This is a genomic window from Pseudomonas sp. MWU13-2105 (assembly GCF_023242315.1).
Taxonomy (GTDB): domain Bacteria; phylum Pseudomonadota; class Gammaproteobacteria; order Pseudomonadales; family Pseudomonadaceae; genus Aquipseudomonas.
Map to the genome: position 1 here is coordinate 226,951 of NZ_JALLIY010000007.1, position 14,920 is coordinate 241,870.

14 protein-coding genes are annotated in these 14,920 nt (G+C 61.1%); 11 read left to right on the forward strand and 3 right to left on the reverse strand.

The window, feature by feature from the left end; all coding sequences use genetic code 11:
- Positions 1 to 359: 359 nt before the first annotated feature.
- Both M5B96_RS12555 and rne read right to left on the reverse strand, forming a co-directional pair.
- Positions 360 to 1,052 carry a hypothetical protein gene (locus tag M5B96_RS12555; protein ID WP_248796996.1) on the reverse strand — a complete coding sequence of 231 codons (693 nt, stop codon included), beginning with the start codon at positions 1,050 to 1,052 and terminating at the stop codon, positions 360 to 362.
- 206 nt (positions 1,053 to 1,258) lie between these two features.
- On the reverse strand, positions 1,259 to 4,606 hold the full coding sequence (gene rne / locus M5B96_RS12560; RefSeq protein WP_248796997.1) for a ribonuclease E: 3,348 nt from the start codon (positions 4,604 to 4,606) through the stop codon (positions 1,259 to 1,261).
- 713 nt (positions 4,607 to 5,319) lie between these two features.
- Here rne and rluC point away from each other — a divergent pair.
- Genes rluC through M5B96_RS12575 form a run of 3 tightly spaced genes read left to right on the forward strand, consistent with a single transcriptional unit; the run spans position 5,320 to position 7,944 of the window.
- Positions 5,320 to 6,276 carry a 23S rRNA pseudouridine(955/2504/2580) synthase RluC gene (rluC, locus tag M5B96_RS12565; RefSeq protein ID WP_103496768.1) on the forward strand — a complete coding sequence of 319 codons (957 nt, stop codon included), beginning with the start codon at positions 5,320 to 5,322 and terminating at the stop codon, positions 6,274 to 6,276.
- Positions 6,266 to 6,928 (forward strand): HAD-IA family hydrolase, encoded by a 663-nt coding sequence (locus tag M5B96_RS12570; protein ID WP_248796998.1) that lies wholly within the window; start codon positions 6,266 to 6,268, stop codon positions 6,926 to 6,928. The genes rluC and M5B96_RS12570 overlap by 11 nt, the downstream gene beginning before the upstream one ends.
- Before the next feature lie 20 nt (positions 6,929 to 6,948).
- Positions 6,949 to 7,944, forward strand: coding sequence for a S49 family peptidase (locus tag M5B96_RS12575; protein WP_248796999.1), 996 nt, complete (start codon positions 6,949 to 6,951; stop codon positions 7,942 to 7,944).
- A 125-nt stretch (positions 7,945 to 8,069) separates the two neighbouring features.
- Here the strand turns inward: M5B96_RS12575 and M5B96_RS12580 are convergent, their stop codons facing one another.
- A complete protein-coding gene (locus M5B96_RS12580) occupies positions 8,070 to 8,648 on the reverse strand; it encodes a Maf family protein (protein WP_248797000.1) in 579 nt (192 codons plus the stop codon).
- A gap of 106 nt (positions 8,649 to 8,754) precedes the next feature.
- Here M5B96_RS12580 and M5B96_RS12585 point away from each other — a divergent pair, with 106 nt between their 5' ends.
- From M5B96_RS12585 to pabC, 8 genes are all read left to right on the forward strand, one after another.
- Entirely contained in the window at positions 8,755 to 9,282 is a 528-nt protein-coding gene (locus M5B96_RS12585) for a YceD family protein (protein WP_248797001.1), read from the forward strand.
- 13 nt (positions 9,283 to 9,295) lie between these two features.
- Positions 9,296 to 9,478 (forward strand): 50S ribosomal protein L32, encoded by a 183-nt coding sequence (gene rpmF / locus M5B96_RS12590; protein WP_003179396.1) that lies wholly within the window; start codon positions 9,296 to 9,298, stop codon positions 9,476 to 9,478.
- 3 nt (positions 9,479 to 9,481) lie between these two features.
- Positions 9,482 to 10,492, forward strand: a complete 1,011-nt coding sequence (plsX, locus tag M5B96_RS12595) for a phosphate acyltransferase PlsX (protein WP_263859540.1) — start codon at positions 9,482 to 9,484, stop codon at positions 10,490 to 10,492.
- A 127-nt stretch (positions 10,493 to 10,619) separates the two neighbouring features.
- Positions 10,620 to 11,558, forward strand: a complete 939-nt coding sequence (gene fabD, locus M5B96_RS12600; RefSeq protein ID WP_248797002.1) for an ACP S-malonyltransferase — start codon at positions 10,620 to 10,622, stop codon at positions 11,556 to 11,558.
- A 16-nt stretch (positions 11,559 to 11,574) separates the two neighbouring features.
- Positions 11,575 to 12,315: a 3-oxoacyl-ACP reductase FabG gene (fabG, locus tag M5B96_RS12605; RefSeq protein WP_248797003.1), complete on the forward strand. Its 741-nt coding sequence runs from the start codon at positions 11,575 to 11,577 to the stop codon at positions 12,313 to 12,315.
- A gap of 196 nt (positions 12,316 to 12,511) precedes the next feature.
- Positions 12,512 to 12,748 carry an acyl carrier protein gene (acpP, locus tag M5B96_RS12610; RefSeq protein ID WP_248797004.1) on the forward strand — a complete coding sequence of 79 codons (237 nt, stop codon included), beginning with the start codon at positions 12,512 to 12,514 and terminating at the stop codon, positions 12,746 to 12,748.
- A 111-nt stretch (positions 12,749 to 12,859) separates the two neighbouring features.
- Positions 12,860 to 14,104 carry a beta-ketoacyl-ACP synthase II gene (gene fabF, locus M5B96_RS12615; protein ID WP_248797005.1) on the forward strand — a complete coding sequence of 415 codons (1,245 nt, stop codon included), beginning with the start codon at positions 12,860 to 12,862 and terminating at the stop codon, positions 14,102 to 14,104.
- Positions 14,104 to 14,919: an aminodeoxychorismate lyase gene (gene pabC, locus M5B96_RS12620; RefSeq protein WP_248797080.1), complete on the forward strand. Its 816-nt coding sequence runs from the start codon at positions 14,104 to 14,106 to the stop codon at positions 14,917 to 14,919. The genes fabF and pabC overlap by 1 nt, the downstream gene beginning before the upstream one ends.
- Position 14,920 lies beyond the last annotated feature (1 nt).

A 14,920-nucleotide genomic window follows, 5' to 3' on the forward strand; every position in this document is an offset into this window, starting at 1 on the left:
CAGGCAGTCGTACCTTTCTCGTGCGGCGGGTAAAAGGGGAAATACGAGCAGGCTGCTGGTTATTCCTTTGTCCGAAAAGGTTATTTTTTCGAAATCGGAATAGGTGACCTGATCTATAAAGGATTTTCCATTTATAGAGCATATTTTCTTTCGGGATAAAATAATCCACTTTTTATCCGGATCTAATACTTCTATGGTCAGGCACGGGGCGTCATGAGTTTTGATATAACGCGCTACGACGTCGCCGATTCTTCTTGAGTGAGCCTCATATATAGTGTTGTAGTTTGCTTTCTCGTTGGCTGCGTTGCTTCTGGTAGTGGCGAAAATGAGTAATGAAATGATTGCTTTTTTTCATGGGGTTACCTGAGTTTATTTAGGTGGTTTATGCGCCTGTTGAAACGGTCACTGGGTACATTTGGCCAGTTTGACGGGGTGCTGAGCTCCACTGTGAGCCACTTGAGGTCGTTTTCATCTTCGATGGCAACAAAGTTTGCCAATAAACCTATGGGATGGAAGTACCAGGCTTTGCCGCTCGGATTGATCCCGTGTTTTCCCGCCAGTTCGGTCCACCAGGACAGTTTCTGAATCCGCTTTTTCTCCTCCATCCACCGATTATTGGGCTCGCTGTCACTATGCTGCAGCAAGTGATCCAGCTCATTCCATTTGGCGGGGTTCCAGAACCACTCGCTTTCGTAATGAACAATCAACTGTGAGATGGCTTGGGCATGATGGGGATAATCCAGCGCGGCGCGAATTCGCTTTGGCGTCAGCAACGGGCTGACCGCGATGGAATCGGCGCTGCCCTGGATGATCTGGCGCAGTCGGGTCTTGATCGGGCCATTGTTGGCCTTGTGCACCAGCAAGTCGTAGTCGGCTTGTTGTGCCTTGCTGAGCAATTCCAGGGCCTGGAAGTGGCAGGCCAGTTGTTCGCTATGACAGGTTGTCTCGCGCAGGCAAGCAAAGCCCGCCCAATCCCACGGACTGTAGTGGTCGAAGAACAACGCGCTCTCGCCCAGCCAGCCACTGATACGCTGGCCACTGGCATCGGCCATGCGGTTCTTGCACCCGTCCCTGAGAGGCTTGACTGTGCGCCGGCGAAAATCTGGAGTCAGTCAGTGGACTTCAATTCGTGATGTGGGACTTTTCCCTACTGTAGGGGGGGCTGGATCTTTAGGTCGCAAAGAAGGGGGGCAGGGTGACGGACAAAAAAAGCCCCGCCTGCATCGCTGCAGGCGGGGCTTTTCAACAGCCGTCAGAATCAGGCGAGGGGTTTAGGCTCGTGGGCTTCTTCCGGGGCTTTATGGCTGTGTTCAAGCACTTCTTCGACGGACTGCAGGTTCTCGTCGATGGTTGGTGCAGCGGCTTCGCTTTCAGCCGGTACGAACTGCGCTGGAGCCGCTTCAGGCGCAGGCGCCGGTTCGGCAGCGACCACGGCTTCTACTGCGGGGGCAGCAGCGGCACGTTCGGCAGCTTCCTGGGCCAGGCGCTCTTCTTCGCGCTTGCGACGACGCACTTCACGCGGATCGTTCGGGGCGCGGCCGTTGCTGGTCAGGGCGCTGGCCGGAGCCACCTCGGCAACCGGCGCAGCGACTTCAGCCACGACTTCAGCCACGACTGCGGCAACCACCGGAGCAGGTTGTGGCTGTGCAACCACGGCTGGCTCTTCAGTCACCAGCGCTTCGGTCACGGGTGCCTGAGGTGCTTCGGCGGCCGGCTCGGACCACTGGAACGCGGCCTGGACTTCCTGGGTCGGCTCTGGTGCTTGTTCGGCAACCGCGGCTTCGACGACAGGGGCCTGGGCAACCGGTTCTTCAGCGACCGGCGCCACGACAACCGGTGCTTCGGCAACCGTGGTTTCGATGGCCGGTTCAGGCGCCACGAATACCGGCTGTTCAGCGATAACCGCTGGCTCGACAGGGGCTTGAGCCACAGGCTCGGCTTCACGAACCGGAGCGACTTCGACTTCCGGTACCGCTGGAACTTCCACCGGGGTGGTTGCTTCAACGACCGGGGCTTCAACCGCTGGGGCTTCCTGGGGCGCGGCAGTGGCCAGTTCGGCCTGCTGATGCGCCTCGGCTTCGGCTGGAGCACTGATCACGCTGCTGGCGACGGCGGCGGTCACGGCCAGGCCGGCAGCCAGTTCGGCACCGCTGGTGGCTTCGTGATGTTCTTCGCTGCCTTCTTCCGAGCCTTCGATCACATTGCCGTTGGCATCACGCTGACGCTCGCGACGGTTGCTGCGACGACGCTGACCACGGGAACGGCGACGTGGACGATCGCCACCTTCGGCGTTGTCCTGGCCGTCGTCCTGCAGTTGCTCTTCGCCCTGCAATACTTCTTCTTCACCGGCAGCAGCAGGCTGCTCGGTACGCGGTTGGCGTTCTTCACGCGGTGCACGCGGCTGACGCTCTTCACGTGGCGCACGGGCCGGACGTTCTTCCGCGACTACCGCTGCGGTTGCGGCTGTTGCGGCAGCGGCGACGGCCGGTGCGGCATCCAGCGGCTCACGCAGTTCACGCACGCGTTCTTCACGCTCGCCACGGGGCTTGCGATCTTCACGCGGGGAGCGCGGGGCACGTTCTTCACGCGGAGCACGTGGCGCGCGTTCCTCGCGGGCTACGGCTGGTGCTTCGTCACGGGCTTCGCGGACTTCACGTGGCGCACGTTCTTCACGCGGTGCACGTTCTTCCCGTGGGGCGCGTTCTTCACGCGGCTCGCGCGGCGCACGTTCTTCCCGTGGCGCCCGCTCTTCGCGCGGCTTGCGCTCTTCATCGCGGCGACCGTTACGGTTGCGGCTCTGCTGGCGACCGTTGCGACGCTCTTCGTTACGGGCCGGACGCTCGGCTGCGGGTTTTTCAACCACGGCCGGTGCAACAGGCTCTTCCTTGCTGGCGAACAGGCTGACCAGCGACTTCACCAGGCCCTTGAACAGGCTTGGCTCGGCCACGACCGGCGCGGGAGCAGCAACCGGTGCCGCCACTTCTTCGGCCGGAACCGGGGCGTTGGCGCGGACCGGGGCGGTCTTGACCGCTGCTTCCTGGCGAACCAGGGTGCGGGTGGCCGCGGCCGGCTGGACTTCTTCCACTTCGGCGGCGGCAGCGGCGATTTCGTAGCTGGACTGGTTGGTGTGGGCTTCCGGGCTGTCATCGCGCAGGCGCTGCACTTCGAAGTGCGGCGTTTCCAGGTGATCGTTCGGCAGGATCACGATGCGCGCACGGGTGCGCAGTTCGATCTTGGTGATCGAGTTGCGTTTTTCGTTGAGCAGGAAGGCGGCAACCGGGATCGGCACCTGGGCGCGGACTTCGGCGGTGCGGTCCTTCAGGGCTTCTTCTTCGATCAGGCGCAGGATCGCCAGGGACAGCGATTCGACGTCACGGATGATGCCGGTGCCGTTGCAACGCGGGCAGACGATACCGCTGCTTTCGCCCAGGGACGGACGCAGGCGCTGACGGGACATTTCCAGCAGGCCGAAGCGCGAGATGCGACCGACTTGTACGCGGGCACGGTCGGCTTCCAGGCACTCGCGGACTTTTTCTTCCACGGCGCGCTGGTTCTTGGCCGGGGTCATGTCGATGAAGTCGATGACGATCAGGCCGCCGATGTCGCGCAGGCGCAACTGACGGGCGATTTCTTCAGCGGCTTCCAGGTTGGTCTGCAGTGCGGTTTCTTCGATGTCGCTGCCTTTGGTGGCGCGCGCCGAGTTGATGTCGATGGACACCAGGGCTTCGGTCGGATCGATCACGATGGAGCCGCCGGAAGGCAGTTCGACGACGCGCTGGAAGGCGGTCTCGATCTGGCTTTCGATCTGGAAACGGTTGAACAGCGGTACGCTGTCTTCGTACAGCTTGATCTTGCTGGCGTACTGCGGCATCACCTGGCGGATGAAGGTCAGGGCTTCGTCCTGGGCTTCAACGCTGTCGATCAGCACTTCGCCGATGTCCTGGCGCAGGTAGTCGCGGATCGCGCGGATGATCACGTTGCTTTCCTGGTAGATCAGGAAAGGCGCGGAACGATCCAGCGAGGCTTCTTTGATGGCGGTCCAGAGTTGCAGCAGGTAGTCGAGGTCCCACTGCATTTCTTCGCTGCTGCGGCCAAGGCCGGCAGTGCGCACGATCAGGCCCATGTCGGCCGGAGCCACCAGGCCGTTCAGCGCTTCGCGCAGTTCGTTGCGCTCTTCGCCTTCGATGCGGCGGGAGATGCCGCCGGCACGCGGGTTGTTCGGCATCAGCACCAGGTAACGACCGGCCAGGCTGATAAAGGTGGTCAGGGCGGCGCCCTTGTTGCCACGCTCTTCTTTCTCGACCTGGACGATGACTTCCTGGCCTTCGCTCAGGACGTCCTTGATGTTGACGCGGCCTTCGGGGGCTTTCTTGAAGTATTCGCGGGAGATTTCTTTCAGCGGCAGGAACCCGTGGCGCTCAGAGCCGAAATCGACAAAGGCAGCCTCGAGGCTTGGCTCGATGCGAGTAATCCGGCCTTTATAGATGTTGGCCTTCTTCTGCTCGCGTGCACCGGACTCGATGTCCAGGTCGTAGAGGCGCTGGCCGTCTACCAGGGCAACACGCAACTCTTCGGGTTGAGTTGCGTTAATCAGCATTCTTTTCATGTAGTACCGTCGGTTTCCGGGCTGCCGGAAACGGCGTTCGGCACACACGACTTCTCACGGTCGGTGTCAGGTGCGTCAGGAGTGGTTGGCCATTCCTGTGTCGGGCGAGGTTCGTCCAGAGGGGACGAAGTCGCGACTCACGCGTCCTGCTTCTTGGGGTGACAAAAGACACCTCACAAGCAAAAGCTCTGTCAGGAGGAGGAATCAACCGCGGCTGTGGACGATATGAAGCGTCTTGATAAAGCCTAATGCTACACAGTCCGACGGTTGTGCATCTCCACCCTACACGTATCCCTGATAATTCGGGTGCGGCCGCGCGCAGAATCCGCAGCGGGTTGGCATTTACCGTGTTCTCCGAAAGGGGAAAGCACGCTCATGGCTAATTTAGGCGTTGTTTCCGATGCCTTCGCCCAGGTGTGACTCGTGACCGACTGCACTTTGTGAACTGGCCGTTAATACCGGCTCGGGAAACGAGTGTTGACTCAGTTTTCCGGCGCGCTTCAGGCCTCATGTCACCTGCGCTCGTTACGATCGCGAACCTTTCCTCGAACGGCGAAAGCCCCGTAGGACGGCCTCGCATCCTGATGAATTGCGTTGGGCAGGGCCGGCTGTTGGCCGTTGGTCCTCTGTCCAGCCGCTTTTGGCGGCGTTCGCGACTATAGCAGCAATGATTAAGTGCTTCAATTCCATAAAAAATTGTTATCATCGCCGGCATGACGACGACTACCCCCCCGACTCCAGGCGTACAACTGCTTGAGGTCTCGCCGGAATATGCCGGCCAGCGCATTGACAATTTCCTTCTCGCTCGGCTCAAGGGTGTGCCCAAGACCTTGATTTACCGCATTTTGCGCAAAGGCGAAGTGCGGGTGAACAAGGGGCGCATCAAGCCCGAGTACAAGCTCCAGGCCGGCGATATCGTGCGGGTGCCGCCGGTGCGCGTCCCCGAACGCGACGAGCCGGTGCCCCTGGCCCAGGGCTTGTTGCAGCGCCTGGAGGCTTCGATTGTCTTCGAAGACAAGGCCCTGATCGTGATCAACAAGCCGGCCGGCATTGCCGTGCACGGCGGCAGCGGCCTGAACTATGGCGTGATCGAGGCCTTTCGCCAGCTGCGCCCGGATGCCAAGGAGCTGGAGCTGGTCCATCGCCTGGACCGTGATACTTCCGGCCTGCTGATGATCGCCAAGAAGCGCAGCATGTTGCGCCATCTGCACGAAGCATTGCGCGGCGACGGCATCGACAAACGCTATATGGCCCTGGTTCGCGGTAACTGGGCGGCTTCGATCAAGCAGGTGCGGGCGCCTTTGCTCAAGAGCAACCTGCGCTCCGGCGAGCGTATGGTCGAGGTCAACGAGGAGGGCAAGGAGGCGCTCACGGTGTTCAAGGTGCTGCGCCGTTTCGGTGATTTCGCCACCATGGTCGAGGCCAAGCCGGTCACCGGGCGTACTCATCAGATTCGTGTGCATACCCTGCACGCCGGGCACTGTATTGCCGGTGACAGCAAGTACGGCGACGACGGATTCACCAAGGAAATTCGCGACCTGGGCGGCAAGCGCCTGTTCCTCCACGCCTATATGCTGACCGTGCCGCTGCCCGATGGCGGCGAGTTGAAGTTGCAGGCACCGGTGGATGAAATGTGGGCCAAGACGGTGGAGCGACTGAGTGCGGTCTGAATACAAGCTGCTGATTTTCGATTGGGATGGCACCCTGGCCGATTCCATTGGTCGGATTGTCGAGGCGATGGGAGTGGCGGCCGCTCGTTCGGGTTTTGTCCTGCGCGATGAAACGGCGGTCAAGGGCATTATCGGTCTCGGCTTGCCGGAAGCGATCTGCACCCTGTACCCGGCGATCAGCGATGAAGAACTGGTGGTTTTTCGCCAGCACTATGCCGATAGCTACATTGCCCTTGAAACGGTTCCTTCGCCGCTGTTTCCAGGTGTGCTGGAGTCCATGGAAGCGTTTCGCGCCGCCGGCTACCGGTTGGCGGTCGCGACCGGCAAGAATCGTCGCGGCCTGGATCGGGTGTTGAGGGCCCATGGCTGGCAGGATTATTTCGATATCACCCGCGCCGCCGACGAAACCGCCAGCAAGCCGCATCCGCTGATGCTCGAGCAGATTCTCGCCCATTGTCGTGTCCCGGCTTCCCAGGCCCTGATGATCGGGGACTCGGCGTTCGATTTGCAAATGGCGCGCAATGCTGGCATGGATTCGGTGGCTGTAGGTTATGGTGCCTTGTCGCTGGATGAGTTGCGGGTATTCGAACCGCGCTTGGCGATTGACAGTTTTCCACAGTTGCATGCCTGGCTGGATGGTCGGGTCAATTGAATTCGTTGGGGTGAGTACGCATGTCTGATGAATGGGGCGCGCCGCCAAAGGCGAATGCCGAATCGGGTTCCGCTGATGACAAAAGCTGGAAGCTGCTGGAAAAGACCCTGCTGGCCGGTGTGCAGGAGCAGCGGCGCTCGCGGCGCTGGGGGATCTTCTTCAAGCTGTTGACCTTTGTATATCTGTTTGGCGCGCTGGTGATGTTCTCGCCGCTGATCAATCTGGAGAAGAGCGCCAGTCGTGGGGCTCACTACACCGCCCTGATCGAGGTGCGCGGGGTGATCGCGGACAAGGAGTCGGCCAGTGCCGATAATATTGTCGGCAGCCTGCGCACAGCCTTCGAGGATCCCAAGGTCAAGGCGATCATCCTGCGGATCAACAGTCCGGGCGGCAGTCCGGTGCAGTCGGGTTATGTGTTTGACGAGATTCGTCGCCTGCGTGGCCTGCACCCGGACACCAAGGTGTATGCGGTGATTTCCGATATCGGTGCGTCCGGTGCCTACTACATCGCCAGTGCGGCGGACGAGATCTATGCCGACAAGTCCAGCCTGGTCGGGTCCATTGGCGTGACGGCGGCCGGCTACGGTTTTGTCGGTACCATGGAGAAGCTGGGCGTGGAGCGTCGTGCCTACTCTTCAGGGGAGCACAAGGCGTTTCTCGATCCGTTCCAGCCGCAGAAGGCTGACGAGACCAGGTTCTGGCAGGGGGTGTTGGACACCACTCACAACCAGTTCATCGCCAGCGTGAAGAAGGGGCGTGGCGACCGTCTGAAAGATAAAGATCACCCGGAGCTGTTCTCCGGCTTGGTCTGGTCCGGCGAGCAGGCGCTGCCGCTGGGGCTGATCGACGGCCTGGGCAGTGCCAGCTCGGTGGCGCGGGATGTGATCGGCGAGAAGGAGTTGGTGGACTTTACCGTTCAGGAGTCACCTTTCGATCGCTTCTCGAAGAAACTTGGCGCCAGCGTCGCGGAGCAGTTGGCGATGTGGATGGGCTTCCAGGGGCCAACCTTGCGCTGATATTCGCGCAGCAATAAAAAACCGGTCGTCAATGACCGGTTTTTTTATTGGCGGAGCGCAGGGGGATGTAGGCGCAAGCTTGCTCGCGATCAGCCGGCAGGCCAAGGGTTTTACGATGAAAAAGATTACGGGGTCTGCACGCCTTCAGTCAGCAGCATGTCCACAAGGCGAATCAGCGGCAGTCCGATCAGGCTGGTGGCATCCGGCCCTTCGGTGCTCTGGAACAGGCTCACGCCCAGGCCTTCGGCCTTGAAGCTGCCGGCGCAGTCGTACGGCTGTTCGGCGTGCAGGTAGCGTTCGATGCGGGCGATATCCAGGCTGCGCATCTGTACGCTGAAGGGGACGCAGTCCACCTGGCATGCCCCGGTCTGGCTGTTGAGCAGGGCCAGACCGGTGAGGAAGCTTACGCGCCTGCCGCTGGCGGCCAGCAGCTGCTCGCGGGCCTTCTCGAAGCCGTGGGGCTTGCCGAGTATCCGTCCGTCGAGTACCGCAACCTGGTCCGAGCCGATGATCAGGTGCGCCGGATAACGTGTGGCCAGGGCCCGGGCTTTTTCCTCGGCCAGGCGTTTGACCAGCTCGCCGGCGGCTTCATCAGGGCGCTGGCTTTCGTCGATATCCGGCGATGCGCAGCTGAAGGGCAGGCGCAGGCGGGTTAGCAATTCCCGGCGATAGGCCGAGCTTGAGGCGAGTAACAAGGGCAGCATGCGGTTCTCCTGAGGCAGGTCGCCGATTCTAGTTGGCCCGTCAGCTGACGGACAGGGCCTAATTTCCTTTGACAGTGGCAGGGTGCATCCCTAGAATGCTGCGCCTATGTTGAATGACCCGATTCCACCTCACGTTGACCCGCGCAAATTGGCTGATCGTGGCACCACCCTTCAAGGTGAACTGCCGCTGGCCGATTTGGAGAGACTCTGCGACTCGCTTTCCGACACTGTCGGTACGGTGCAGGCTAAATTCGTTTTTGAACGAGATGAACGTAAGTCTGTGATGATTCACAGCTTTATCGACACCGAAGTCAAAATGGTTTGCCAGCGTTGTCTTGAGCTGGTCACCCTGCCGATCCACAGCGAATGCAGTTATGCTGTGGTGAAGGAGGGTGCGAATACCCAGTCGTTGCCGAAAGGTTATGACGTGCTGGAACTGGGCGAAGATCCTTTGGATCTGCAGGCATTGATTGAGGAAGAGCTTCTGCTCGCCTTGCCCATTGTGCCTGCTCATCATCCGGAAGAATGCCAGCAGCCGGCGGGGCTCGATGAGCCCGAACCGAGCGAGGACGAGGTAACGCGGTCCAACCCGTTCAGTGTATTGGCGCAGTTAAAGCGTGACCCAAACGTTTAGGAGTTAATCAATTATGGCTGTTCAGCAGAACAAAAAATCCCGCTCCGCCCGTGACATGCGTCGTTCGCACGACGCCCTCGAGGCAAGCACCCTGTCCGTGGAAAAGACCACCGGTGAAGTTCACCTGCGTCACCACGTATCGCCAGAAGGCGTATACCGTGGCCGTAAAGTGATCGACAAGGGCGCTGACGAGTAAATCTTGTCCGCTCAGATCATCGCGATCGACGCAATGGGCGGGGACTTCGGTCCCCGCAGCATTGTCCAGGCCAGTATCGCCTGCCTGTCTGCTACGCCCTCGCTGCATCTGACCCTGGTCGGTCAACCTTCCCAGCTTGAACCCCTGATTGCCGGTTATCCAGCCGTGGATCGCGCGCGCCTGACGATTACGCCTGCCAGTGAAATCATCACCATGGACGAGCGTCCGTCCCAGGCCCTGCGTGGCAAGCCGGATTCGTCGATGCGCGTGGCCTTGCAGCTGCTGCGCGATGACAAGGTCCAGGCTTGTGTCAGTGCCGGCAATACCGGTGCCTTGATGGCCTTGTCGCGGCATGTGCTGAAGACCTTGCCGGGGATCGATCGTCCGGCCATGGTCGCGGCCATCCCGACCCAGCGCGGCTATTGCCAGTTGCTGGACCTGGGGGCGAATGTCGATTGCAGTGCCGAGCACCTGTTCCAGTTCGCCGTGATGGGCGCGGTGGCGGCCGAGGCCCTTGGCGTGGTGCGGCCGCGTGTCGCCTTGCTCAATGTCGGTACCGAGGACATCAAGGGCAACCAGCAGGTCAAGCTGGCGGCGACCCTGCTGCAACAGGCGCGGGGGTTGAACTACATCGGCTTCATCGAAGGCGACGGGGTGTATCGCGGCGAGGCCGATGTGGTGGTGTGCGACGGTTTCGTCGGCAATATCCTGCTCAAGTCCAGCGAAGGCCTGGCGACCATGATCGCCGCGCGCATCGAGGCGCTGTTCAAGCAGGGCCTGGCTTCGCGACTGGTCGGTGCCCTGGCCTTGCCGCTGCTCAAGCGCCTGCAAGCCGATCTCGCCCCGGCGCGGCATAATGGCGCGAGTTTTCTCGGCCTGCAGGGGATTGTCGTCAAGAGTCACGGCTCCGCCGGGGTCGAGGGGTTTCAGAGCGCGATTGCGCGGGCCTTGATCGAGATCCAGGAAAACCTCCCCGAGCGCCTTCACGGTCGCCTGGAGGAGCTATTGCTTTAGGCGTTTTCCCGCGGGAATGCTTAAATGTGACCGCTCAGTTCAATCAGCCATCCAAACTGACAGTTTCTTGCGTCCGCCACGGCGGGACGTCAATTCTTCGACGACAAGATCATTAGGGGCTTGTTACATGTCTACATCCCTCGCATTCGTCTTTCCAGGGCAGGGTTCGCAGTCCCTCGGCATGTTGGCCGAGCTGGGCGCGCAATATCCGCTGATCCTGGAAACCTTCAAAGAAGCCTCCGATGCCCTCGGCTATGACCTCTGGGCGCTGACCCAGCAGGGGCCGGAAGAGCAACTGAACCAGACCGACAAGACCCAACCGGCGATCCTCACCGCCTCCATTGCCCTGTGGCGGCTGTGGCTGGCCGAGGGCGGTGCGCGTCCGGCCTATGTCGCCGGCCACAGCCTGGGCGAGTACAGCGCGCTGGTCGCCGCCGGCAGCCTGAGCCTGGGCGATGCGGTGAAACTGGTGGAGCGCCGTGGTCAGCTGATGCAGGAAGCGGTTCCGGCCGGGCAGGGCGCCATGGCGGCGATCCTCGGGCTGGACGATGCCGATGTGATTGCCGCCTGCGCCGAATCCGCCCAGGGCGAAGTGGTCAGTGCGGTGAACTTCAACTCGCCGGGCCAGGTGGTGATCGCCGGGTCCAAGGCCGCCGTCGAGCGCGCCATGGAGGCCTGCAAGGCCAAGGGCGCCAAGCGCGCCCTACCGCTGCCGGTCAGCGTGCCATCGCACTGCGAGCTGATGCGTCCGGCGGCCGAGCGGTTTGCCGAAGCCGTTGCCGCCATCGACTGGCAGGCACCGCAGATCCCGCTGGTGCAGAACGTCAGCGCGCAGGTGGCCGCGGACCTGGCGACCCTCAAGCGCGACCTGCTGGAGCAGCTCTACAAGCCGGTGCGTTGGGTCGAATCGGTTCAGTGCCTGGCGGCCAACGGCGCCACCGAACTGGTCGAATGCGGTCCTGGCAAGGTGCTGGCCGGCCTGAACAAGCGTTGCGCCGACGGCGTCAACACGTCCAACCTCAATACCCCGGATGCCTTCGCCGCCACGCGCGCGGCGCGGGCCTGAATCAGGAGAAGCCTGCATGAGTCTGCAAGGTAAAGTTGCACTGGTCACCGGCGCCAGCCGTGGCATCGGCCAAGCCATCGCCCTCGAGCTGGGGCGCCTCGGCGCCGTGGTCATCGGTACCGCGACCTCGGCCTCGGGTGCCGAGCGAATTGCCGCGACCCTCAAGGAGCATGGCATCCAAGGCACCGGCCTGGAGCTTAATGTAACCAGCGATGAATCGGTTGCCGCGGTCCTGGCGAGCATCAGCGAGCAGTTCGGCGCGCCGGCGATCCTGGTCAATAATGCCGGTATCACCCGTGATAACCTGATGATGCGGATGAAAGATGACGAGTGGTACGACGTGGTCGATACCAACCTCAACAGTCTGTTCCGCCTGTCCAAGGGCGTTCTGCGTGGGATGACCAAGGCCCGTTGGGGACGAATCATCAATATTGGTTCGGTTGTGGGTGCCATGGGCAACGCAGGCCAAGTAAACTACGCAGCAGCCAAGGCCGGCCTCGAAGGTTTCAGCCGTGCATTGGCGCGTGAAGTCGGTTCGCGCTCGATTACGGTAAACTCGGTGGCCCCAGGGTTCATCGACACCGATATGACCCGCGAATTGCCTGACGCGCAGCGTGAAGCCTTGCTGACGCAGATTCCGCTGGGTCGTCTGGGCCAGGCCCAAGAGATCGCGCAAGTGGTCGCTTTTCTGGCGTCGGACGGTGCGGCTTACGTGACTGGGGCTACAATCCCGGTGAACGGCGGGATGTACATGTAATTCAAATGTGACGGATTGCTTCAAAAAAATGTCATACCAGCTGTCTAAAATCCGTTATAAAGCTGCAACTTATTGAGAGGCAGAGGGCAAAGGGGGACAAAGGCTGAAGCTTTCGGTTGAAAAGCTGAAAAGCCTTTCTATACACTTACCCACCGGCCAGCTGCCTGAATTTTTCCATTAGGAGTGAAAACAAGGTATGAGCACCATCGAAGAACGCGTCAAGAAAATCGTTGCCGAGCAACTGGGCGTCAAGGAAGAGGAAGTGACCAACAAAGCTTCCTTCGTTGAAGACCTGGGTGCCGACTCCCTTGACACCGTTGAGCTTGTGATGGCTCTGGAAGAGGAATTCGAGACCGAAATCCCTGACGAAGAAGCTGAAAAAATCACTACCGTACAAGCCGCTATCGATTACGTTACGGCCCATCAGGCGTAATAGTTTGTAATCGTTGCCTGCTGTCATGGAAAAACCGCACTGCCACCACGGCGTGCGGTTTTTTCTTTAGGTGTGAGGCAAAGTGTCGTCAACAGGATAAAGGAGAGTGCTGTGTCGCGTAGACGCGTCGTAGTCACCGGCATGGGGATGTTGTCGCCATTGGGTACGGATGTTTCGAGTACCTGGCAAGGCATTCTGGCTGGCCGTAGTGGCATTGGTCTGATCGAACACACAGACCTTTCTGCCTATACCACCCGTTTTGGCGGCTCGGTAAAAGGTTTCAATGTCGAAGAGTACTTGTCGGCCAAAGAAGCCCGCAAACTCGACCTGTTCATTCAATACGGCCTGGCAGCCGGTTTCCAGGCGGTGCGTAATGCCGGTCTCGAAGTCACCGATGCCAACCGTGAGCGCATCGGCGTGGCCATGGGTTCGGGTATTGGCGGCTTGACCAATATCGAGCAAACCTGTCGCACGCTGCATGACCAGGGGCCACGGCGGATTTCGCCGTTCTTCGTGCCTGGTTCGATCATCAATATGATTTCCGGTTTCCTGTCCATCCACCTGGGTGCCCAGGGGCCGAACTATGCCATCGCCACGGCGTGCACCACGGGCACCCATTGCATCGGCATGGCCGCACGCAACATTGCCTACGATGAAGCCGACGTCATGATTGCCGGTGGTGCCGAAATGGCCGCCTGCGGTCTTGGCATGGGCGGTTTCGGTGCCTCCCGCGCGCTGTCCACGCGCAATGACGAGCCGGCTCGCGCCAGTCGTCCATGGGACAAGGGCCGTGACGGTTTCGTGCTGTCCGACGGTGCCGGTGCCCTGGTGCTCGAAGAGCTGGAGCACGCCAAGGCCCGTGGCGCGACCATCTACGCCGAGCTGATCGGCTTTGGCATGAGTGGCGATGCCTACCACATGACCTCGCCGCCCGAGGACGGTGCCGGTGCGGCCCGTTGCATTGCCAACGCGATGCGCGATGCCAAGCTGAACCTGGATCAGGTGCAGTACATCAATGCCCACGGCACCTCGACCCCGGCCGGCGACCTGGCCGAAGCCGAGGCGATCAAGCGGGTGTTTGGCGAGCATGCCTACCAGATGGCGATCAGTTCCACCAAGTCGATGACCGGTCACCTGTTGGGTGCCGCCGGGGCCATCGAGGCGATTTTCAGCGTGCTGGCCATTGCCGACCAGGTGGCGCCGCCGACCATCAACCTCGACGAGCCCGATGAAGGCTGCGACCTGGATTTCGTGCCCCACGAAGCCCGGCGCATGCCCATCGACGTGGTGCTGTCCAACTCCTTCGGCTTTGGCGGTACTAACGGCTCCCTGGTGTTCCGCCGGTTCGCCGAGTGATGGAGAGCTGGGTCGACGGCCAGCCGGGCGATGCGTTGTCCCTCAAGGACCGCGGCCTGGCCTACGGCGATGGTCTGTTCGAGACCTGCGCCGTGAAAGGCGGTCGACCGCTGCTGCTGGAACGACACCTGCAGCGCCTGGCGGATGGCTGTCGACGTCTGGGTATCGCGGCGGATCACGAGTTGGTTCGCCGCGAGTTGCTGGCCTACAGTGCGGTACTGGGGGAGGGGGTGCTCAAGCTGATCCTCACCCGCGGTGACAGCCAGCGCGGTTACGCGGCGTCGGCTGATACGCTGCCGCGGCGTATCTTGCAGGGCAGCCCGTCGCCTACTTATCCACAGGCCCACCAGCAGCAGGGCGTCGGCCTGTTCCCCTGTACGACGCGTTTGTCCGAACAGCCCTTGCTGGCCGGGCTCAAGCATCTCAATCGCCTGGAACAGGTCCTGGCCCGTGCCGAATGGCAGGGCGCCGAATATGCCGAAGGCTTGATGCTCGACACTTCGGGGCGGGTCATCGAAGGGGTGTTCAGCAATCTGTTCGTGGTGCGGGCGGGCGTCCTGCGCACCGCCGATCTGGGCCGTTGCGGCGTGGCGGGGGTGATGCGCGCGCAGCTGTTGGCAGAAGCGCAAGCACTGGCAATCCCTGTCGACATTTCCGATATCAGCCTGGAGCAATTCCGGCAAGCTGATGAGGTCTTTCTCTGTAACAGCGTCTATGGCATCTGGCCCGTTCGGGCTTTTGCCGACCTGAGCTGGTCGGTTGGCCCGCTCACCCGTAAACTGCAAGGTATTGCCCGCGCGCTATTGGAAGTTTGAA